Annotated in this window: 18 protein-coding genes; 11 read left to right on the plus strand and 7 right to left on the minus strand. The window is 72.1% G+C overall.

All coding sequences use genetic code 11. The features are described from left to right. Positions 1-26: 26 nt before the first annotated feature. The 3 genes from KRR26_RS26105 to KRR26_RS26115 all read right to left on the minus strand — a co-directional run bounded on the left by KRR26_RS26105 (position 27) and on the right by KRR26_RS26115 (position 5185). Positions 27-1025 carry an SAM-dependent methyltransferase gene (locus KRR26_RS26105; RefSeq protein ID WP_120209713.1) on the minus strand — a complete coding sequence of 333 codons (999 nt, stop codon included), beginning with the start codon at positions 1023-1025 and terminating at the stop codon, positions 27-29. Between the two features lie 158 nt (positions 1026-1183). Next, positions 1184-1978, minus strand: coding sequence for an ABC transporter ATP-binding protein (locus tag KRR26_RS26110; RefSeq protein WP_217081143.1), 795 nt, complete (start codon positions 1976-1978; stop codon positions 1184-1186). A gap of 126 nt (positions 1979-2104) precedes the next feature. Continuing rightward, positions 2105-5185: an aminotransferase class I/II-fold pyridoxal phosphate-dependent enzyme gene (locus KRR26_RS26115; RefSeq protein ID WP_217081144.1), complete on the minus strand. Its 3081-nt coding sequence runs from the start codon at positions 5183-5185 to the stop codon at positions 2105-2107. Between the two features lie 222 nt (positions 5186-5407). On the opposite strand from KRR26_RS26115, the gene KRR26_RS26120 reads away from it, so the two are divergent. Genes KRR26_RS26120 through KRR26_RS26130 form a run of 3 tightly spaced genes read left to right on the plus strand, consistent with a single transcriptional unit; the run spans position 5408 to position 7837 of the window. Further along, positions 5408-5806 carry a hypothetical protein gene (locus KRR26_RS26120; protein ID WP_233577413.1) on the plus strand — a complete coding sequence of 133 codons (399 nt, stop codon included), beginning with the start codon at positions 5408-5410 and terminating at the stop codon, positions 5804-5806. Between the two features lie 34 nt (positions 5807-5840). After that, a complete protein-coding gene (locus tag KRR26_RS26125) occupies positions 5841-6413 on the plus strand; it encodes a hypothetical protein (RefSeq protein ID WP_217081146.1) in 573 nt (190 codons plus the stop codon). 47 nt (positions 6414-6460) lie between these two features. Further along, complete coding sequence (locus KRR26_RS26130) at positions 6461-7837, plus strand: hypothetical protein (protein ID WP_217081147.1); 1377 nt, start codon at positions 6461-6463, stop codon at positions 7835-7837. A gap of 18 nt (positions 7838-7855) precedes the next feature. On the opposite strand, the gene KRR26_RS26135 is transcribed toward KRR26_RS26130, so the two are convergent. Both KRR26_RS26135 and KRR26_RS26140 read right to left on the minus strand, forming a co-directional pair. Beyond that, positions 7856-9019, minus strand: coding sequence for a site-2 protease family protein (locus tag KRR26_RS26135; RefSeq protein ID WP_217081148.1), 1164 nt, complete (start codon positions 9017-9019; stop codon positions 7856-7858). Between the two features lie 154 nt (positions 9020-9173). After that, on the minus strand, positions 9174-9386 hold the full coding sequence (locus KRR26_RS26140; RefSeq protein WP_120209706.1) for a YgaP family membrane protein: 213 nt from the start codon (positions 9384-9386) through the stop codon (positions 9174-9176). Between the two features lie 298 nt (positions 9387-9684). Here KRR26_RS26140 and KRR26_RS26145 point away from each other — a divergent pair, with 298 nt between their 5' ends. Beyond that, positions 9685-10356, plus strand: coding sequence for a Coq4 family protein (locus KRR26_RS26145; protein ID WP_233577412.1), 672 nt, complete (start codon positions 9685-9687; stop codon positions 10354-10356). On the opposite strand, the gene KRR26_RS26150 is transcribed toward KRR26_RS26145, so the two are convergent. Next, a complete protein-coding gene (locus tag KRR26_RS26150; protein WP_120209704.1) occupies positions 10353-11180 on the minus strand; it encodes a polyphosphate kinase 2 family protein in 828 nt (275 codons plus the stop codon). The two genes, KRR26_RS26145 and KRR26_RS26150, sit on opposite strands and share 4 nt — an antisense overlap. A gap of 165 nt (positions 11181-11345) precedes the next feature. On the opposite strand from KRR26_RS26150, the gene KRR26_RS26155 reads away from it, so the two are divergent. The 5 genes from KRR26_RS26155 (at position 11346) to KRR26_RS26175 (ending at position 16255) form a co-directional block, all read left to right on the plus strand. After that, positions 11346-12908, plus strand: coding sequence for an acyl-CoA carboxylase subunit beta (locus KRR26_RS26155; RefSeq protein ID WP_120209703.1), 1563 nt, complete (start codon positions 11346-11348; stop codon positions 12906-12908). 116 nt (positions 12909-13024) lie between these two features. Next, positions 13025-13621: a hypothetical protein gene (locus KRR26_RS26160; RefSeq protein ID WP_120209702.1), complete on the plus strand. Its 597-nt coding sequence runs from the start codon at positions 13025-13027 to the stop codon at positions 13619-13621. Positions 13622-13659: 38 nt separating this feature from the next. Beyond that, entirely contained in the window at positions 13660-15174 is a 1515-nt protein-coding gene (locus tag KRR26_RS26165; RefSeq protein ID WP_120209701.1) for an acetyl-CoA carboxylase biotin carboxylase subunit, read from the plus strand. A gap of 33 nt (positions 15175-15207) precedes the next feature. Next, positions 15208-15717, plus strand: a complete 510-nt coding sequence (locus tag KRR26_RS37700; protein ID WP_120209700.1) for a biotin/lipoyl-containing protein — start codon at positions 15208-15210, stop codon at positions 15715-15717. A 16-nt stretch (positions 15718-15733) separates the two neighbouring features. Then, positions 15734-16255 (plus strand): YfbM family protein, encoded by a 522-nt coding sequence (locus tag KRR26_RS26175; RefSeq protein WP_217081149.1) that lies wholly within the window; start codon positions 15734-15736, stop codon positions 16253-16255. Positions 16256-16271: 16 nt separating this feature from the next. On the opposite strand, the gene KRR26_RS26180 is transcribed toward KRR26_RS26175, so the two are convergent. Beyond that, a complete protein-coding gene (locus tag KRR26_RS26180; RefSeq protein ID WP_120209698.1) occupies positions 16272-17048 on the minus strand; it encodes a TSUP family transporter in 777 nt (258 codons plus the stop codon). A 104-nt stretch (positions 17049-17152) separates the two neighbouring features. On the opposite strand from KRR26_RS26180, the gene KRR26_RS26185 reads away from it, so the two are divergent. Next, on the plus strand, positions 17153-17965 hold the full coding sequence (locus KRR26_RS26185) for a hypothetical protein (protein ID WP_120209697.1): 813 nt from the start codon (positions 17153-17155) through the stop codon (positions 17963-17965). A 92-nt stretch (positions 17966-18057) separates the two neighbouring features. Beyond that, a partial coding sequence (locus KRR26_RS26190; RefSeq protein ID WP_328707218.1) for a DUF4388 domain-containing protein occupies positions 18058-20039 on the plus strand: 1982 nt, incomplete at its 3' end.

Genomic DNA, 20039 nt, shown 5'->3' on the forward strand with positions numbered 1-20039 from the left:
CCGCGGAGCAAGGTCCGCGCAATCGTTCAGAGAAACCGCCAGCGCCACGTGCGGACATCCGCCGGGTCCGGCAGCTCCAACTCGAAGGAGAGCATCTCGAAGCGCTCGTACTCGCGCGGGTCCACGCGCAAGAGCGTCATGCCCGTGTGGTGGCGCCCGCGCAGCGGCGACACCGTGAAGGACAGCTCCGCGTCAAAGGCCACCTTGTAGAAGAGGCACAGGCCATCCACGCGCCCGCTCTCCACCACGGGCCGCTCGTAGCGGACGACGCTGGGCAGACCGTCCACGGCCATCGTCTCCAGGTCGAAGGCGAAGGATGGCTCGGGCTCGCACAAGAGGTGCTCCACCTCGTACGAGCGCACCAGCCGCGTGAAGTACGAGGGGCTCATCGCCTCGCGCAGCGACTGCAGGCAGCGGTAGTCCACACTGGGGAAGCGCTGGCTCCAGATGAAGGGGATGCAGGCCTCGTCGCGCAGCTGCACCGGCTCCACGAACACCTCGAAGCGGTTGGGCAGGATGCGCCCGCCCGGCCGGAGCAACCGCGAGCGCATGTCGAGCATCCGCGGAACCATGCCCGCGTCGAACAGCGCATCTCCCAGCAGCTCGTGCAGGAGCACGTCCGCGCGCTCCGCCGACTGGAAGCGCCGGAGCGGCTCGCGCACGAAGTCGATGTGGTCCAGGCCGTTGCGCCGCGCCACCCACTGCGTGGTGTCCAAGAGCCGCGAGTCATCCACCGCGTACAGCTTGCGCGGGTGGCGCGAGGCAGCCAGGAACGTGCGCAGGCCCGTGCCCGTGCACACGTCCACCACCACTTGCCCCGTGCGCACGTAACGCTCGATGGCCAGCCGCCACACCTCCACGCGCTCGGGGTCCGCGAGCATCGAGTCCTGGGGCGCGGGGCTCGACAGGTTGAGGCTCTCCGGGACGACATTGCGTCGCTGGAGCTGAGACACCAGCGGCAGGTGACTCAGGCGCGAGCGAAAATCCAGCAAGGCCTGGCGTGGCAGATCGAGCAGGTTTGGCATGACATACCCCGAGGGCCTCGCTGGGCCCTGACTCTCGCGGGACGGGAGGCACCGCGCTTCCTCGCGGCGATTCCGCACGATGCGGGCGCGATGGGTCCACTGCGTTCACACCGCGCTCGCCGGGACTGTCCCGACGTGAACAGGCCCGCCCCGAACGTTCAGTGGGAAGCAGTCGAGTCCGAGGAGGCGTGCTGCGCGCGGCGCTCCAGCCAGTCATGCAGGAAGGCGCGCACCGCGGGGTGCCGGGACTGACGGAACGCGTCCGGAGCGGCGTGCTCCACGATGCGCCCTTCGTGCAGCAAGGCCAGGTGGTCCCCCACCTCGAAGGCGGTGGCCACGTCCGGCGTGATGACGAGCGAGGTGGCGTGGAGCTGCTGCTTGCCCATCAGCATGACGTCCACCACGGAGCGCGTCTTGAGCGGATCCAACCCCGCGGTGGGGTCGTCGTAGAGCAGCACCGAGGGCTCCAGCACCATGGCGCGAGCGAACGCCGCGCGCTTGAGCATGCCGCCCGACAGCTCGCCCGGGTACTGGTCCGCCGCGGCCTCCAGGTCCACCAGCGCCAGCGCGCGCCGCACGCGCTCACGCACCTGCCGCTCGGGCAGGCGGGCCCGCTCGCGCAGCGGGAAGGCGACGTTGTCGAAGACGGTGAGCGAGTCGAACAGCGCGCCGCCCTGGAAGAGGATGCCCAGCTTGCGCCGCACCCGGTCCAGGTCCACCACGCCCAGGCGGGACAGGTCCTCGCCCGCCACGCGCACCGTGCCTCGGTCCGGCTGGAGCAATCCGTCGATGAGCTTCATCAGCACGGTCTTGCCCGAGCCGGACACGCCCAACAGCGCGCAGGTGGTGCCCTCGGGGACCACGAGGCTCACCCCAGCGAGCACCGACTGGTCGCCAAACGACTTGTGCACATCCAGGAGCTCGATCGCCGGCCGTGGCCCGGGCTCGCCCATCGCGCATCCCCCCCATCAGGCCCGGCGGCCTCCGCGCGCGCCGGTGCCGGGGGAGCAGTGTGCCGCGCCGCGCGTCCGCGCGGCAGTGGCCCGTGGGGCTCGCTCCGTGTCAACCAGCCAGCATCCTCAGCGCGTGCGCACCATCATCCCGAACGCGCGCAGCCTGTCCCGAGCCCGCAAGAGCTTCGCCATCGGGATGGAGAACACCGCGCGCACGCGCTCCGGATCCCCACACCACGCGCCGCCGTTGAGCACCACGCGCGTGTGCGTGTAGACGATGCGCGGCAGGTTCTCCGGCGTGAGCCGCTCACCATCCACCTCGCGGCCCAGCCACGCCGTCACGCGCGGCGCGAGGAACAGGCCGCCGACCTCAGCGGACTCGGAGAGCCCCGCGTCCGGAAGCACCTCCGCCAGGAGCGCGCGCTTCTCCGCCAGCTCGCGGCGCATCTTCCCCAGGAAGTCTCGCAGGGCCCGGTGCCGCGCCGCGTACAAGAGCTGCCCCTCGGGGCTGCGCGCATAGGCCGCGTAGAGGTACGCCGCCGCGCGCGCGGTGGGCAGATGCAGCGCGCCCGGCCCGCTGTCGCGCAGCGCTTGAGCAAGCGCCCTGTCTCTCGTGGCCAGCCAGCCCACGCGCAGTCCCCCCGCGGCGAACTCCTTGGACAGCCCGCCCAGGATGACCGTGCGCGCGCCCACGCCCGGCACCGCGCCCTCCAGCGTGACAGGGCTGTGCACCGTCTCGGCGGTGGGGTTGGTGAGGTGCACCAGGCCGAAGATTTCATCGGACACCAGCAGGCACCGCTGCTCCACCACGTACGTGGACAGGGCCACCAGCTCCTGGTGCGTCAGGTACGTGCCCGCGGGATTGGACGGCTGGGACACCACCACCGCGTCGGGCGAACCCGCGCCCCGACGCGCGAGCAACGACGCGAGCGTCCCCAGCTCCACCTCGCATCCGGCCGCGACGAAGGTGGGCGGCAGGACGCCGTAGCAGGGCGTGGCCAGGAACACGCGAGGAGCGCGGCCCAACCGCTGGCGCAGCGCCACGCCCAGGTGATGCACGAGCGGCCACACGCCCGGAGCCAGCACCAGCTCGTCCGGCGAATAGCGCGCGCCGCGCGTCTCCAAGAGGAACGACGTGAGGGCCTCGGCGAGCCCCGTCTGCGTGCCCGCGGCGGGCGGCGCGACGCTGGCCGCGACGAGTCCCTCCACCAGCGGCGGCGGCAGCGGCCCCTCGTTCTCGCCGTAGTCCAACCGCACCAGCTCGGGATCCTCCTCGCGGAAGATGCGAGGCAGGAAGGCGGGGAACGTGGACAGGTGGGCGATGCGCTGCGAGCGCGGCAGCGGATTCTCCGGCTTCGGGCGCGGCGCGGGAGGCGCGGGCTCCGCGAAGGCGAGGCGGAAGGCGAGCAGCTCCGCGAAGGTGCGCTCGTAGAACCACTGCGCCAGCGTGCTGATGCGCGAGTACGTCACCTCCGCGGCCACCTCCAGGTCGGCGCGCAGGGGCTCCGGCACGGGCAACAGCAGCGTCAGCTCCAGGTCCGGCCACACCGCGTTCTTGATGAGCCCGTAGAGGACCACCAGGTTGGGCGAAGGCACCTCGCGGGCGAGGAACTCGAACAGCGTGCGCGGCTCCACGCCCCCGGTGATGTTGAAGAAGGCGCTCTCATCCAGCACCACCCAGATGCCGCGCCGCGCGGCCTCCGCGACGATGTCGCGCAGCACGGCCAGGTTGGTGCGCTCGCCGGGCTCCACCGTGAGGAACACCGCCTTCACGTCGAACGCGGCCAACAGGCGCTGAATCTCCCCGAGCGACGTGTGCGTCACCGTGGCGCGCACGCCCGCCTTGTCCAGCGAGCGGGCAAAGAGCGGGTGCAGGCTGCGCGACACGAGCACCTCGTCGCCCGGGTCGCACATGGACAACAGCAGCGAGTACACCGCCTGCTCACGCTCGGGCGCGACGAACAGCGCGTCCTCGGCCAGCCGCAGCCCGAAGTAACGGTCCAGGTAGCGCGCCACCATGCGGCGGAACGGCGCGTCGCCCGCCTCGTGCGCGTACGGCAACTCCGGCGTGCGCGCCAATCGCCCCGCCAGCGACGCCGCGAACCCGAGCTGCTCGGCGGACGCAGCGCCCAGGTCCAGCTCTTCTTGGAGCGCGGCGATGCTCAGCTTCCGGAGCGACGCGCGCAGCGCCAGCGTCTCGCGCGGCTGGGCGAGGTTCGCCTCCCAGACGGCCACCTCGTGCCAGATGGGATTGCCCGCCTGCAGCCACCCGAGCGCGGTCGCGGCGCGCAGCGGCTCGGGGCTGTGGGCCTCCATGAAGAACTCGAACTCGCGTCCGGTGCGCTGCTCCAGCGCCACCAGCGGGCGGATGTCCGTGTCCGCCGCCTGCATCACCCGGCGCGCCACGCTCACGCGGGTGGCGAAGCCCCGGCGGGTGAACATGCGCTCGATGATGGCGCGCCCCGGCCGGCCCGCGAGGTTCAACAGCAGCCGGCCTCCCGGCGCCAACCGCTCGGGCGCCTCGTCCAACAGGCGCGCGATGAGGCCCAGGCCGAAGTGGTCCTCATAGACGTTCTGGAGCGTGCAGTAGTTGGAGAGGTCGTAGAGCGCCTGCTCATCCGCCTGCGACAGCTCCAGCTCCGCCGGCAGCCCCTCGCCGCGCAGCACCTGCGGGATGCACCCGACGATGAAGTCCCAGGACGGCGTCTCGGGCAGGCCCCGCAACAGGTCGCTCTCGCCGAAGGACAGGCGCGACACGAGCTGCTCGTCGCCGTTGAGCCACGCGTTGCACACCCCCACCACCGGCGCGTGCGGGTTGAGGTCCATGCCGTGGATGCGCGCGAGGCCGGTGAACTTCGCCAGCGCCAGGCAGATCCACCCCGAGCCCGAGCCCACCTCCACCAGCCGCTTCCCCGCGTACTCGTCCAGCGGCACCTTCAGGAGTCCCTCCAGGAAGGTGAAGGCCCACGCCTCGGGCGCGAAGATGGAGGGCAACAGGAACAGCTCCAGCCGCTCCTGCGACGCGCCCACCGCCACCACCACCTGCTCCAGCCGCAGCGGCGCGTTCTCGGGCTTGCCCCGCGCCAGCTCCGCCAGCGCGCGCAGCTCCGTCAGGGCCAGGGCCCGACGCTCGGGTTGGCGCAGGTCCTCGGCGAGGGCTCGCAGCTGTTGGAAGGCTTCGCGGGGGGTCGCGGGGTAGGTCGCCATGGCGCGGCGGACTGTCCCGATCGCCCCGCTCCCTGTCAACGATGCCCTCACGGGCACCCTCCCCAAGGATTCGGGGCGACCGCGTCATTACCTCGTGCCACCGGTCCGCGCCGGTGGCGCGCTGCGACGTACCCACGCGGATGGAGTGATGCATCGATGTCAGTCATGCCTGTGGACGGACCCCGTAGTGGAGAGGGGGCACTGATGGAGATGGGCTTGTGGATGCCAGGAGAGAAAGGCGCACCCCGCCTGGGCGGCGCGGACACGCGCTCGACGTGGGTGGCCAAGGACCCCGCGCGGCTGCGCTGGGAGGCGCAGCCGTGGAAGCGCCAGCTTCGCCATCCGGCGGAGTATGAGCACCCGGTGGCGCGCCAGGCGTTGGTGGAGGCGCTGGTGACGGAGGGGCACGGGGTGGACGCCGAGGTGGCGCGCTTCGCGGGCGTGCTGGAGGACCGCTTCTACGTCAGCATCGCCCAGGTGGTGCGCTTCGCGGACGGGCTGACGCGGCGGCTCGCGCTGGCGCGCACGGATGACGAGGTGCTTCAGTTGGCGCACCTGCGCCGCAACGCCGAGGAGCTGGCGGAGCGGATGATTGAATGGGCCAACGCCGGCCGCCTCTAGCGCGGCCCACGGCCCCGTCGCGAGGAGGAGTGCGTTGAGCCAGTCCCCCTGTCCGAGTCGCGTCTTCCCTTCCCGGCCTCACCCCTCGCGCACGCTGGCGCGGGGCGCGGGGCTGGCCCTCGCGCTGCTCGCGGGACGCGCGAGCGCACAGGAGGCGACGCTCACCCCGGTCACCTCCGAGCCGGGCCTGCTGCGGCCCGCGGGGGCCTTCCTGGGCGGCGCGGCGGCGGGGGCGGCGCTGGGGCTGGGGCTCAAGGGCTGGACCACGCGGCAGGACTTCCCGTGGCACCGCATGCGCGGCTCGGCGCTGCTGCCGTCGCTGGGGTTGGGTTTGGGCGCGGGGCTGGGCACGTGGACGGTGGGCACGCTGTTGGACGGGCGGGGCAGCCTCCTGGCAGCGCTCGCGGGCGGGGTGCCGGGCACGGTGGCGGCCTTCGTGGGGGGCTCACAGGACCGAGGCGCCACCTGGGTGCTGGTGGGCGCGCCCGTGGCCGTGCTGGGCGCGGTGGTGGCGTATGAGCTGACGACGCCGGAAGCACTCGGAGTGCTGCCCGCGTTGGCCATGAACGCCAACGGTGGCGGCCTGACGTTGAGTGGCGCGTTCTAGGCGCCGTTCACCTTGACAGGGGAGGACGTCTGCTCTCACGTCGGGGCATGCTCGCGCTCGCCCTGGCCGCCTCCCTGGCCGCAGCCCCCGCTCCCCGCATCGCCGCCTCGGCGAACACCGTGGTCCACGTGCCCCAGTTCGACCGGGTCCAAGGGCTGACCGCCTTCCTGGAGCGGGCGGGCACCTACTCGAGCCTGCTGCGGCCCGCGGCGTGGCGGCCCGAGCTGCACCCCTTCCTGGAGTTGGATCCCGCGCACCCGGAGACGCTCGCCGCGCTGGGCATCGACGCCGCGGGCCCCGCCACCGTGTCCATGCGGGGTGACGGGCGGGTGTCCTGCACGCACCTGAAGGACGCGAAGACCTTCCAGGCCAAGGCCGCCGAGGCGCTGGCCCCCAACGGCGCGGTGAAGCCCGTCGCGGCCAAGGGCGTGACGACGGTGAGCCTGCCGCGTCCGCAGGGCGGCAGCGTGGGCTATGCCCTGAAGGGCGACGAGGCCTGCGCCTTCGGCGGCTCCGACGAGCGCGGCGCGCTGCTGAAGGAAGCGGTGCGCTTGGTGGGCCGCGCGCCCACGCCCGACGCGCGCATGGGCAAGGTGCCGGGCGTGCTGTATCTCCAGACGCCCGAGGGGGTGCTGGGCCTGGATGGGACCGCGAACTCGCTCCAGGTGGAGGGCACCGCGTCCACGCTGCCGCTGCCGCCCTTCCAGGCGCTGGCCGCGAGCCCCTACGGCGCGGTGAAGCCCGAGGGGCTCCTCGTCGCGCGCGCGCAGATTGCCCCGGCCGGGGTGGCGCAGGCGTTGGGCTCGGTGCGCACCGCGGTGCAGTCCGTGTGTCCGGAGTGCCCGGCGGACGGGGTGAAGGCCGTGGCCGCGGCGGTGGCCCGACAGCTCACGGGCGCGGTGCTGCTGGATGTGGACGCGGTGCAGGTGCGCGGCTCGCTGCGCTCCGCCACGGGCCGCTTCTTCGCCGGACGGCAGGCCCTGGCCGCCGAGGTGAAGGACGCGGCGGCGGCGAAGGCCGCCCTGGAGCCCGTGGGCCAGTTCCCGGGCGCGAAGCCGCTGGCGGACGGCTGGGCGCTCGCGGTGAAGGGCGGCACGCTGGTGCTGCGCCTCAAGGGCAACCAGCTCGTGATGGGCAACGACGAGGCCGTGACGCAGGCCCTGCTGGGGGTGCTGCCCGCCGCGCCCACCGCGCAGCAGCACGCGGTGGAGTTCGCGGTGGACCCCAAGCGCCTGGCGCGGGGCCTGTCGCAGGTGTCGCTCCTGGACGTCATGGGGGATGACAGCCTCGCGGCGATGTTCGCCGCCAGCTCGGAGCTGGGGCCGCTGCTCGCGCGCAGCGAGCGCCTCACCGGCTGGCTCGACAGCGCGGCCGGCGGAGGCCACCGCTTCGCGATGACGTGGGCCCTGCCGCCCGCGCAGTAACCCCCGAGCACCTCGGGCTCAGGCGGGCCGCTCCTGACGCCAGCGCGGCCCGCGGCGCTCCTCGCGCTCGGTCCGCGACGCGTGCAGGGCCAGCGTCTGCTGCACGTCGGTGACGTCCACCGTCCCCGCCAGGCGCCCGTCCTCCTCCACCACCGCGAGCTGCGGCACCTGGGCCTCGGCCATGCGCCGCACCGCCGTCCACCCGTCGTCCGCGAGCGACACCGTCACCGCGGGCGACTGCATCACCTCGCGCGTGGTGCGGTGACCGCGCTCATCCTCGGGCACGGCGCCAAGGGCCTCCAACGTCACCCGCCCCACCGGGCGCCCCTCCTCCGTCACGGGGAGCACGGGCACGCGCTCGCGCCGCAGCGCCCACTGCGCATCCCAGAGCGAGTCCCCCACGTCCACGCCCACGCGCCGAGGCGACATGAGCTGCGCCACGGGAATGCCCTCCAGCGTCACCTTCATCCGCACCTGCCGCGCCTCGCCCTCGGCGCCCAGGAAGATGAAGAACGCGATGAGCACGAGCAGCGGGTTGAGCTGCACGAGCCCCCACAACCCCAGCAGCACCGCGAACCCACGCCCCAGTCCCGCGGCCACGCGCGTGGCGCGCAGCGGGCCCCATCGGCTGGTGAGCACCGCGCGCACGATGCGTCCCCCATCCATGGGGAACGCCGGCAGCAGGTTGAACAGGCCCAGGAAGAGGTTGAGGGTGCCCAGGTAGAAACAGGCGAACTGGAGGTTGAATGCGTGCAGGTCGCGCAGGAGCCACGTCGCGCCGGCCAGCACCGCGGCGAGGCCCAGGCTCGTCAGCGGTCCCATCAGCGCCATCAACGCCTCGTCGCGCGGACGCGGCGGCGCCTCGGACAGCTCGGACACACCGCCCACCATCATCAGCGTGATGCCCCGCACCCGGCCGCCGTGGCGGAGCGCGTAGACGGTGTGCGCCAGCTCGTGGACGAGCACGGAGGCGAACAGCCCGACGGCGACCACCAGCCCCCAGAGAAAGGGCGAGCCCGCCAGGCGCTCGGGAGGCAGGTGCGCCACCTCCGCCGCGCGACGGAACGCGCCGCCGAACAGGAAGGCCAACAGGGGAAGGATGAGCAGCAGGGAGAAATGCGCGCGGATGGGGATGCCGCGAAACGACGCGAATTGTAGTCCCCCGCGTGTGGTGGCTGGCATCGGCCCTCCTCCGGAGCATCCTGGTGGCGCGCGGGCCACTGGAGGCATGGGCCCGGTCCGGAGTCTCAAGCTCCATCCCACCGGCGACGCGCGCACGGGACAGGAAGGAGCCCGGTTGTCCGCCCGCCTCGGGCCAAGAGGACACCCGAGCGCTTCACGGCATGCCGCGCACGGACACCAGCCCGCTCGGCTGCGTGCTCACGCCGAGCAGCGCGTAGAGCGGGCAGTACCCCAACACGCCCGTGAGCAGCGGCACCAACCCCACCAGGCCCCACGGCGTGCGCGGCCCCGCCACCACCAACGCCAACATCACCAACCCCTCCAGGACACGCAGCGAACGGTCGACCCCGCTCTCGTTGCAGATCATGACGGCTCTCCTCTCCACGCAGGCAGGAAGTGGTGCCTCGTGCGATGGGCTGGCGTGGAGCAGCGCCGCACCGCGCTGGCCCCTTGTGCATCGCGTGCGCCAACGAACGTTTCGCGAGGTTCCGAGGGGTTGCGCTCCGAGCCCCTCGCGCCCATTTCCCAATTCCGAGCAGCGGCGGGCTCAGGGCGTCCGCCTGCGGGCAGCCCACCCGCGAACACCCGGTCGCCCCCGCGGGCCGGGCGGGCGCCGGTGGTTCAACAACGGTGCGCTTGCGGCACCGCGAGCAGCGGAGGAAGCAATGCACAATCCCCTCAAGTGGGCGAAGGCGGCCTGGCGGGCCACGCACGCGGTGCGCGACCCGACGCTGTTGACGGACATCCTGGAGCTGGCCCCGGTGCTGGTGCCGCCCGAGTCACTCCAAGCCCTGGCTCGGAACCTCCAGCGCCACCCCGCCGTGGCGCGCGCCTTCTGCGAGCGCCCGCGCGTGGGGCACCTGGACCTGACGTGGCTGGGAGCGCTTCCCCCTGGCACGCTGGGCCGCAGCTACTCGGAGCACCTGCGCGTGAACGGACTGGACCCCGCCGCGCTCCCGCGCATGGAGGCCCCCACGGACGCGCTCTACGTCCGCGCGCACCTCTTGGAGACGCACGATGTGTGGCACGTGCTCACCGGCTTCTCCGCGGACGTGGCCGGCGAGCTGGGGGTCCAGGCCTTCAGCCTCGCGCAGATTGGCAGCCCGTTCGCGCTCGCGGTGCTCACCGGCGGACTGGCCAACACCCTGCTCTACGCCTTCGCCGAGCGCGACGCGCGCCTGCGCGCCCTCGTGCGCGGCTGGCTCCTGGGCCAGCGCGCGCAGCCCCTGTTCGGCGCGGCGTGGGGACAGCTCTGGGAGGTGTCCGTCACGGAGCTGCGCGCGCGCTACGCCATCGACGTGGAGGCCGTGGACCGGCTGCTCTCCAAGCCGAACTAGCGCTTCTTGCGCCAGGACTTCAGCTCCGCCTTCTTGCGCGTGCCCACTTCATCCAGGCGCTCCTGCCACGCCTTGCGGTACGGCCGGAGCGCCTCCGCCACCCGCCGCGCCACCACCAGGTTGCGGTACCACTTCGCATCCGAGGGCACGAGCGTCCACGGCGCCCACGGCGTGGATGTCTGCTCGAAGACATCCTGGTACGCCTGCGAATAGTCGCCCCAGTGCCGCCGGTCATCCCAGTCGCCGGCGCTGATCTTCCACGCCTTGCGCGGCTCCTTCTCCCGGTCCAGCAGGCGCTGCTCCTGCTCCTCGCGGCTGATGTGGAGGAAGAACTTGAGGACGATGCAGCCGTGCTCGGCCAGCATCTCCTCGAAGTCGCGGATGTGGCCGTAGCGGGCCTTCCACAGCGGCTTCGGCGCCAGCTTGTGCACGCGCACCGCCAACACGTCCTCGTAGTGGGAGCGGTTGAAGATGGCGAACTCGCCCAGGCGCGGGGTGTGCTTGTGCACGCGCCAGAGGAAGTCGTGCTCGTTCTCCTCCGCCGTGGGCACGCCGAAGGACGTGACGGCCACGCCGCGCGGGTTCAGGTCCCCCACCACGTGCTTGATGGTGCCGTCCTTGCCGGCCGTGTCGCGCCCTTGCAGGACGATGAGCACCGAGTTCAGCCGGGCCCCCCATTGGAGGTCCTGCAGGTCGAAGAGCTCGGCGCCCAGCGCCTCGAACTCCTCCTTCGCCGACTCGCGCTTCACCTTCTTGTCCGGCGAGGTGGCGAGCTTGTCCAGCACGACCTTCTTGCCCTGCTTCGCGAGGGTGATGACGCTCATGAACGGCCTCCCACCGCCAATCTACCCACCCGGACCGCCCGGCGCCCCGGGGCAGGACCGCCCTCCCCCCAGGCCATGCCGCACCGCGCCGGGTCGGGCGCGCGGGGCCCGGGCGCTGGTTCGGGACACGCGCGGGCCGCGCGCCGGTGTGGTAGACGGCGCCCCATGGACGGAACCCCCGAGAAGGATCCTCTCCGCGCACGGCTCCAGCAGATGGAGCAGCAGGCCGAGCAAGGCGGCGGCGCTGACCGCATCGCCAAGCAGCACGAGGCCGGCAAGCTCACGGCCCGCGAGCGCATCGACCTGCTGCTGGACCCCGGCTCCTTCTGCGAGTTGGACAAGTTCGTCACCCACCGCTCGAACGACTTCGGCATGGGCGACAAGAAGATCCTCGGCGACGGCGTCGTCACCGGCTACGGCACCGTCGAGGGCCGCAAGGTCTTCGTCTTCGCCCAGGACTTCACCGTCTTCGGCGGCTCGCTGTCCGGCGCCTACGCCCAGAAGATTTGCAAGATCATGGACATGGCCACCCGCGTGGGTGCGCCGGTCATCGGCCTGAATGACTCGGGCGGCGCGCGCATCCAGGAAGGCGTGGAGAGCCTCGCGGGCTACGCGGACATCTTCCTGCGCAACACGCTCGCCTCGGGCGTGGTGCCGCAAATCTCCCTCATCCTGGGTCCGTGCGCGGGCGGCGCGGTGTACTCGCCGGCCATCACCGACTTCATCATGATGGTGAAGGACACCTCCTACATGTTCATCACCGGCCCGGACGTCATCAAGACGGTGACGCACGAGGAGGTGTCGAAGGAGGCCCTGGGCGGCGCGCTCACGCACAACCAGAAGTCCGGCGTGGCGCACTTCGCGGCGGAGAACGAGCAGGCGGCCATCGTGATGACCCGCGAGCTGCTCTCGTTCCTCCCCTCCAACAACCAGGAGGACGCGCCCGCCCAGCCGTGTGACGACGACCCGTTCCGCGCCGAGGAGTCCCTCAAGACGCTCGTGCCGAGCAACCCCAACAAGCCCTACGACATCAAGGAGATCGTCCGGGCGGTCGTCGACAACAAGCACTTCTTCGAGGTGCAGGAGCACTTCGCCAAGAACATCGTCGTCGGCTTCGCGCGCATGAACGGGCGCAGCGTGGGCATCGTCGCCAACCAGCCCGCGGTGCTCGCCGGCTGCCTGGACATCGACGCCAGCGTGAAGGCCGCGCGCTTCGTGCGCTTCTGCGACTGCTTCAACATCCCGCTCGTCACCTTCGTGGACGTGCCCGGCTTCCTGCCCGGCACCGACCAGGAGTGGGGCGGCATCATCACCCACGGCGCCAAGCTGCTGTACGCGTACGCCGAGGCCACGGTCCCCAAGATCACCATCATCACGCGCAAGGCCTACGGCGGCGCGTATGACGTGATGGCCTCCAAGCACATCCGCGCGGACATCAACTACGCGTACCCGTCGGCGGAGATCGCCGTGATGGGCCCCGAGGGCGCGGTCAACATCATCTTCCGCAACGAGCTGCTCAAGGCGAAGGACCCCAACGCCGAGCGCGCGCGCCTGGTGGCCGAGTACCGCGAGAAGTTCGCCAACCCGTTCAAGGCGGCGGAGCTGGGCTACATCGACGAGGTCATCCGGCCCGAGGACACGCGCAGCAAGGTCATCCGCGCCCTGGAGATGCTCAAGGACAAGCGCCAGGAGAACCTGCCGCGCAAGCACGGCAACATCCCGCTGTAATCCCGCGTCGCCCGGAGGACGCCCTCCTCCGGACGCAGGGCAGGCAGGCGCGCGCCGTCCGGGAAATTCTCGGGCGGCGCGTGGGCTTTCAGGGAGCTACCCAAGGAGCTGCCCGCGTGACCCTGCGCCGCCTCGTTTTCTTCGTGTCCGACGTCGAAGGCCCCCTCCCTGCCCTGCCCCCGACGCTTCAGCGCGTCTGTGATGCGCTGGACGTCCCCCCGCCCGAGGCCCATTGGGTGCCCCACCGTCCGGACGGGCTGGCGGACGCGGGCTGGCACGTGGCCGAGGTGCCGCTGCCTGGCGGCAAGGGCCCCTCGCCCGAGGAGCACCTGGACGCCATCGCCAAGGGGCTCGCCCAGGAGTGTCGCGAGCGGACGCTCGGCCTCTACGTGGACCGCGAGCACAGCTACGCCCGCGCGTGCCTCGCCGTCCCCGGCTACCCGGCCCGTGCGTCCGAGGGCGAGTACCTGGACGTCGTGCGCCAGGGCGCGCGGTGGCTCGGCGTGGAGACGCCCACGCTCTCGCACCTGTTCAGCGGCGACGCGGCGCGCAATCTCCTGGCGGCGGCGGTGGACTTCGGCTCGGGGGGCGCGGCCACCCAGCCGCTCCTGCCCGCGCCCGCCCCGGTTCCGGACGAAGACGACCTGTTCGTGGAGGCGAAGCTGGCCCAGGCGCGGGCCTACATGGAGCAGTACCGCGGCATGCGGAAGTAGGGTCGGCAAACCCGGGCGCCCGTGCTAGAGGGGCGCCCATGCCCAAGATCCGCAAAGTGCTCGTCGCCAACCGCGGCGAGATCGCCATCCGGGTAATGCGCACCTGCAAGGAGCTCGGCATCTCCACGGTGGCCGTCTACTCCGAGGCGGACCGCTCCGCGCTCCACGTCCGCACCGCCGACCAGGCCTACTTCGTCGGCCCCCCGCCCTCGCGTGAGAGCTACCTCGTCCAGGAGCGCATCCTCGAGGTCGCGAAGAAGTCCGGCGCGGACGCCATCCACCCCGGCTACGGCTTCCTCTCCGAGAACGCGTCCTTCGTGCGCGCCTGCGAGAAGGCCGGCATCACCTTCATCGGTCCGCCCGCCTCCGCCATGGACGCCATGGGCGAGAAGACCCGCGCCCGCGCCAACATGATCAAGGCCGGCGTGCCCGTGGTGCCCGGCTCCACCGAGCCCTTCGCCACCGAGGGCGAGGCCCGCGACTACGCCCAGAAGATCGGCTTCCCCATCATGCTCAAGGCCGCGGGCGGTGGCGGCGGCAAGGGCATGCGGCGCGTGGAGAGCCTCCAGGAGTTCGAGTCCGCCTGGCGCTCCGCCAAGAGCGAGGCGCTCAACGCCTTCGGCAACGACGCCGTCTACATCGAGAAGTACCTGGAGAAGCCACACCACGTGGAGATCCAGGTGTTCGCGGACCAGTACGGCAACACCATCCACCTGAACGAGCGCGAGTGCTCGGCGCAGCGCCGGCACCAGAAGGTGGTGGAGGAGACGCCCAGCCCCATCCTCACCCCGGAGCTGCGGGCGAAGATGGGCGAGGTGGCGGTGAAGGCGGCCAAGGCCGTCAACTACGTGGGCGCCGGGACGGTGGAGTTCCTGGTGGACGTGCACCGCAACTTCTACTTCCTGGAGATGAACACCCGCCTCCAGGTGGAGCACCCGGTGACGGAGTGGGTGACGGGGCTGGACCTCGTCGCCCTGCAGATCCGCGCCGCCGAGGGCGAGAAGCTTCCCTTGCTGGAGGCCCCCACGCCCAACGGTCACTCCATCGAGGTGCGCGTCTACGCCGAGGACCCCTCGCGCAACTTCATGCCCAGCCCGGGGAAGATTACGTACCTGCGCGTGCCGGGCGGGCCGAACGTGCGCGATGACTCGGGCGTGTTCCCGGGCTTCACGGTGCCCAACTTCTACGACCCGATGATCTCCAAGCTGTCCGTGTGGGCTCCCACGCGGGCCGAGGCGATCGCCCGGGCGCAGCGCGCGCTGAGCGAGTACGTGGTGAAGGGCATCACCACCAACATCCGCTACCTGAAGGCGCTCCTGGCGCATCCGGAGTTCGTGGGCGGCGACTACGACACGAGCTTCCTCACGCGCAACCACGACGCGCTGATGGGCGTGGAGGATCCGCGCCTGAGCGAGGTGGCGCTGCTGGCCAGCGCCGTCTACGCGTACAACCGCGACCAGAAGCGCGCCAAGACGCTGCCGAGCGCCCAGGGCTCGGGCGCAGGAACGGGCGGCGTCAGCCCGTGGCGCCAGGCGCTGCGCAACCGCCGCTAGGCCGCATCCCCCTTCGCTCTCGGAAAACCTTCCATGCGTTACTTCACGAAGCAGCAGGGCCAGAAGGAAGCGGTGCCGGTCGACCTGGAGTCGCTGGGGAACGACCGCTACCGGCTCACCGTCAATGGCAAGACGTTCCAGGTGGACGCGCTGGCGCTGGAGCACGGCACCATGTCCATGCTGGTGGACGGGCAATCGTACAGCGTCGAGTTCGAGGAGAACGGCGACGAGGTGGGCGTGCTGGTGCGCGGGCAGGTGACGCGCGTGGACGTGGCGGACGAGCGCCGGCTGCGGCTGCGCGCGGCCACCGCGGGCTTCTCCGTGGAGGGCAAGCAGCTCATCACCGCGCCCATGCCCGGCAAGGTCGTGAAGGTGCTGGTGAAGGTGGGCGACGAGGTGAAGGAGGGCCAGGGGCTCGTGGTGGTGGAGGCCATGAAGATGGAGAACGAGCTCAAGAGCCCCAAGGCGGGCAAGGTGACGGAGCTGTTCGCCAAGGAAGGCACCGCCGTGGAGAACAACGCCAAGCTCGTCGTCGTGGAGTAGGCAGGAGGTCATCGGGATGGAGATGCTCTGCACCCTGCGCAGCGCCACGGACGCGCAGCGCCAGGCCTTGCTCCAGGCCCCCGGGCAACTGGAGTCCTTCCTCGACGACGAGGAGGACTTCGGCGATGCGCGCGGCGCCACCTTCATCGAGCTGGACATCGGCGAGGCGTGGCACGGCCTCCAGTACCTGCTGACGGGCACGCCGTGGGAGGGCACCGCGCCCCTGGACTTCCTGGTGCGCGGCGGCGAGGACGTGGGGGACATCCCCTCGGATGAAGGAACGGCGCGCATCTTCGCGCCGGCCCAGGTGAAGCAGCTCGCGGACGCGCTGAAGACGTTGAGCCCCGCCACGCTGCGCCAGCGCTTCGACCCGGAGGCGCTGCAGGCCCAGGACATCTACCCGGGCACCTGGGACGAGGAGATGTTGGAGGACGGCGTGGATCCGCTCGAGGAGCTGCTGTCCTACTTCGACGAGCTGCGGAAGTTCGCCGCGGCCGTGGCACGGCGCGGCGACGCGCTGCTCGTGCACATCGGCTGACGCGCCCGCGCGCGGCTCAGCCGAGCAGCACGTCTCGGCCGAGCTTCAACACCAGCGCCACCACCACGCCCAGCACCACGCGGCGCACCAGCCGGTCGCCGCCCTTCACGGCCAGGTGCGCGCCCATCCACGCGCCGGAGAACTGCGCGGCGGCCATGGGCAGCGCCACGCGCCACAGCACCACGCCCTTCAGCGCGAACAGCGTCATCGAGGCCAGGTTGGAGGCGAAGTTCACCACCTTCGCGTCCGCCGAGGCCCGGGCCAGCGAGTGCCCCAGGAGCGACGAGAAGGCGACGATGAGGAACGTGCCGACGCCGGGCCCGAAGAACCCATCGTAGGTGCCGAGCACGAGCGCGATGAGCGCCCCCACCGCCTGGGCTCGCGCGTGCGGCATGGGCTCGGGCCGCTCCGCCACCTGAGGCTGCTTGCGGAAGGCGAGGAAGATGGCCACCGCGATGAGCAGCACGAGCACCAGGGGCTTGAGCACCTCGGGCTTCACCAGGAGCAGCAGCCCCGCGCCCAGCAGCGCGCCCAGCAGGCTGGAGGGGAACGTCACCCGCGCCAGCTTCCGGTCCACCAGTCCGGCGCGCGCGAAGCGCACCATCGCCGCGAACGAGCCGAACACGGACTGGCCCTTGTTGGTGCCGAACGCCATGTGCACCGGCAGGCCCGCCGTCAGGAGCGCCGGCAAGGTGATGAGCCCGCCGCCTCCCGCGATGGCATCCACGAGTCCCGCGCACAGGGCGGCCAGGCACAGCAACAGGAGCTTCAGCGCGCTGATGTCCACGTCCACCGAGGGTCTACCTCCACACGTGCGGCGGCCCCAGTATCACGCGCGCCCCCCAGCGTCCTGGCCGGTTGCTTGCGCCCGAGCACGCCTTGGGCGTCAATGCCCCCATGCTCACCACACTGGTCACCGTGCTGGCGCTGACCCTGGCGGCGCCCCCGACGCCGCCGGATCCCGCCCAGGCCTCCTGTCGCTCGGTGGATGGACATGTCTCGTGCGGCTACGGCTGCAAGTCGGACGGACAGCGCGTGCGCTGCGCGAAGACGCCGCAGGGACGCTGCCAGGTGCTGGATGGACAAGCCGTGTGCTTCGACCCGCCCGCCTACGCGGCGAAGGCGTACGGCACGGCGCTGCCCGAGCCCGAGTGCAAGACCCTCGACGGCGTGGTGGCGTGCGGCTACGGCTGCGCCACCGAGTTCGGCAAGGTGAAGTGCGCGAGCACGCCCGCGGGCCTCTGCAAGGCGCGCAACGGAGACATCACCTGCTTTGATCCACCCGCCGCCGTGTTCGCCGTCTACGGCAAGGAGGCGCCCAAGGCCGAGTGCCGCAGCAACGGCATGCAGTCCGCCTGTGGGTACAACTGCGTCTCGGCGCCCGAGGGCGTGCGCTGCGCGAAGACTCCCGCGGGCGTGTGCAAGGCCCAGAACGGGACGGTCACCTGCTTCGACCCGACCCCCGCGGCGCTGTGCGCCTGGGGCCGGGGCATCCCCGCGCCCACGTGTCGGATCAGCGAGAGCGGCCCGGTGTGCGGCTACACGTGCACGGTGGCCTTCTCGAAGGTGGCGTGCGCGGCGACGCCAGCGGGGGTGTGCAAGGTTTTCGACAGTGAGGTGTACTGCTTCGATCCGCCCGCGGAGCCGCAGGGGGACCCGGCGTGCCTCGCCGTGGTGGGCATGGCCGCGCTGGAGGGTGCCGCGCCCTGACTGGGGGTGAGGCCCTCTGGCCCCACAGCCGCTTTGAGACGCGGGACGGGAGCGATAGGTTTCGATGACTCGACACGGGAGTGGAGCCGCGCATGGCGGAGGGTGAGGTCCGGCAGTACTGGGTCCGAAACGATCGGGGCACCGTCTGGGGGCCCCTGACCCCGCCCACCATCGAGTTGCTCGTCGACAGCGGCGCCATCAAGGGCACGCTCCAGGTCTCCGAGGATGGGCTCAACTTCGCCTTCCCGTGGCGCTTCCCGGATGTCCGAGACGTCTTCCCACGAGAGCTGTGGGGAGACCCGGGCGCGGCCACCGCCCAGGCCACGAGCACCGCCCGCGCCGTCGCGCCCATCGGGCACACCCCGGTTCCCACCAGTGCCGGGACCGCGGCGGCCATGGCGGGCCCCAGTGCCGCGGGTGCACCTGTCGTGGGCCCCGGTGGCCAGCCCGTCGCGGGTCCTGCCATGCCGATGGTGGGCCCGACGAGCGCCGCGCCTGGAGCACGTCCGGGAGCCGGCCCAGGTGTGGGCCCGGGAGCCATGCCGACGGCAGGCCCTGGCGTGGGCCCGATGGCAGGGCCCGGTGGTGCGCCCATCGCGGGCCCCGGCGTCGCCCCTATCGCGGGTCCTGGCTCGATTCCGATGGCGGGCCCCGGTGTCGCTCCCGTCGCGGGTCCCGGCGTCGCGCCCATGGCGGGGCCCGGAGCCGTAGGAAGACCGGGCGCGGCCCCCGGCGCCCCCCGAAGCGCCGCCCCCGTCGCGGGCCCCGGCGTCACACGCCCGGCCTCCGGCCTGCCGCCGAACGCGGCCCGAGCCGGAGCGCCTGGCACCGCGCCCCGCCCTGCGCATCCCGCCGTCGCAACCACGCGCCCTCCGAACGCGCCGGTCGCCCCTGCTGCGGCGGCTCGTCCGCCTGCCCCGGGAAGCCCACCGGTCGCCCCTGCCACGACCGCGCCGGTCGCGGCCCGTCCGCCCGCGCCCGCAAGCCCTCCGAACGCGCCGGTCGCCCCCACCGCGACGGCTCGCCCTCCCGCGCCCGCGAGCCCCACGGTCGCGCCCGCGGAGCCCCCGGCCGTCGTTCCCGACCACGAGTCCCCGCTCTCGCCACCCGCTCAGGGACGGCTCGAGCAGCACTCCCCCATTCGGCTCTATGGGCGCATCGGCGCGGGCGAGCACACGGGCCTGCTCACGCTCACGCTGTCGGACCGCACGCAGCTCATCCACTTCCGCAAGGGCAACCCCGAGTTCGTCGACTCGTCGCATGTGGACGACGCGCTGGGCACCTCGCTCATGGGCGCGAAGCTCATCACCGGGGAACAGCTTCAGCAGGCGGAGGCGGCTCGCGATCGCTTCGGTGGAGACCTGCTGACCGCGCTCTTCGGGCTGGGGCTGTTGCAGCCCGCGACGGCGTTCACGCACCTCACCCAGCGCGCGCAGCTCCTCCTCGCCAGAGCCCTGCGCGCCGAGTCCGGAACCTTCACCTTCGAGCCCAGGGAGCTGCCCGGGGCCAAGGCGATGCCGCTCGGCAATCGATGGGCCGTGCTGAGCGACGCCGTGCGGCGGCTCCCCACCGCGGACCTCAAGCGCCGGCTGGCCGCGGTCATGCAGCTGCCCATCATGAAGTCGGGGGGGATCGTCGCCGCCACCGACCTGCGCTTGACGCCGCATGAGGTGCGCGCCCTCTCCGTCATCGACGGCGTGCGCTCGGTGGCGCAGCTCCTCACCGATTTTCCGCAGGACGCGGACCACCTCCTGCGGCTCGCGTTCCTCCTGAAGGAGCTGGACGCGGTCTCGTTCGCGGCGCCGAACCGGACGCCCGCCGTCGCCGACGCCACGGCAGCCCAGCCCTCCGCAGCAGGAGGCGCGAGCCCCCAGCCCAATCCCTCGGCGGCCACCGCCGGCCCAGGCGTCGCACGGCCCGCGGCAGGTCCAGGCGTCGCGCCCGCCACCGGCCCCGGAACCGCTCCCACCGCCGGCCCAGGCGTCGCACGGCCCGCGGCAGGTCCAGGCGTCGCGCCCGCCACCGGCCCCGGAGCGGCGCCCACCGCAGGCCCTGGCGCGCGCCCCACTGCGGC

This window comes from Citreicoccus inhibens (assembly GCF_019039035.1).
Taxonomy (GTDB): domain Bacteria; phylum Myxococcota; class Myxococcia; order Myxococcales; family Myxococcaceae; genus Citreicoccus; species Citreicoccus inhibens.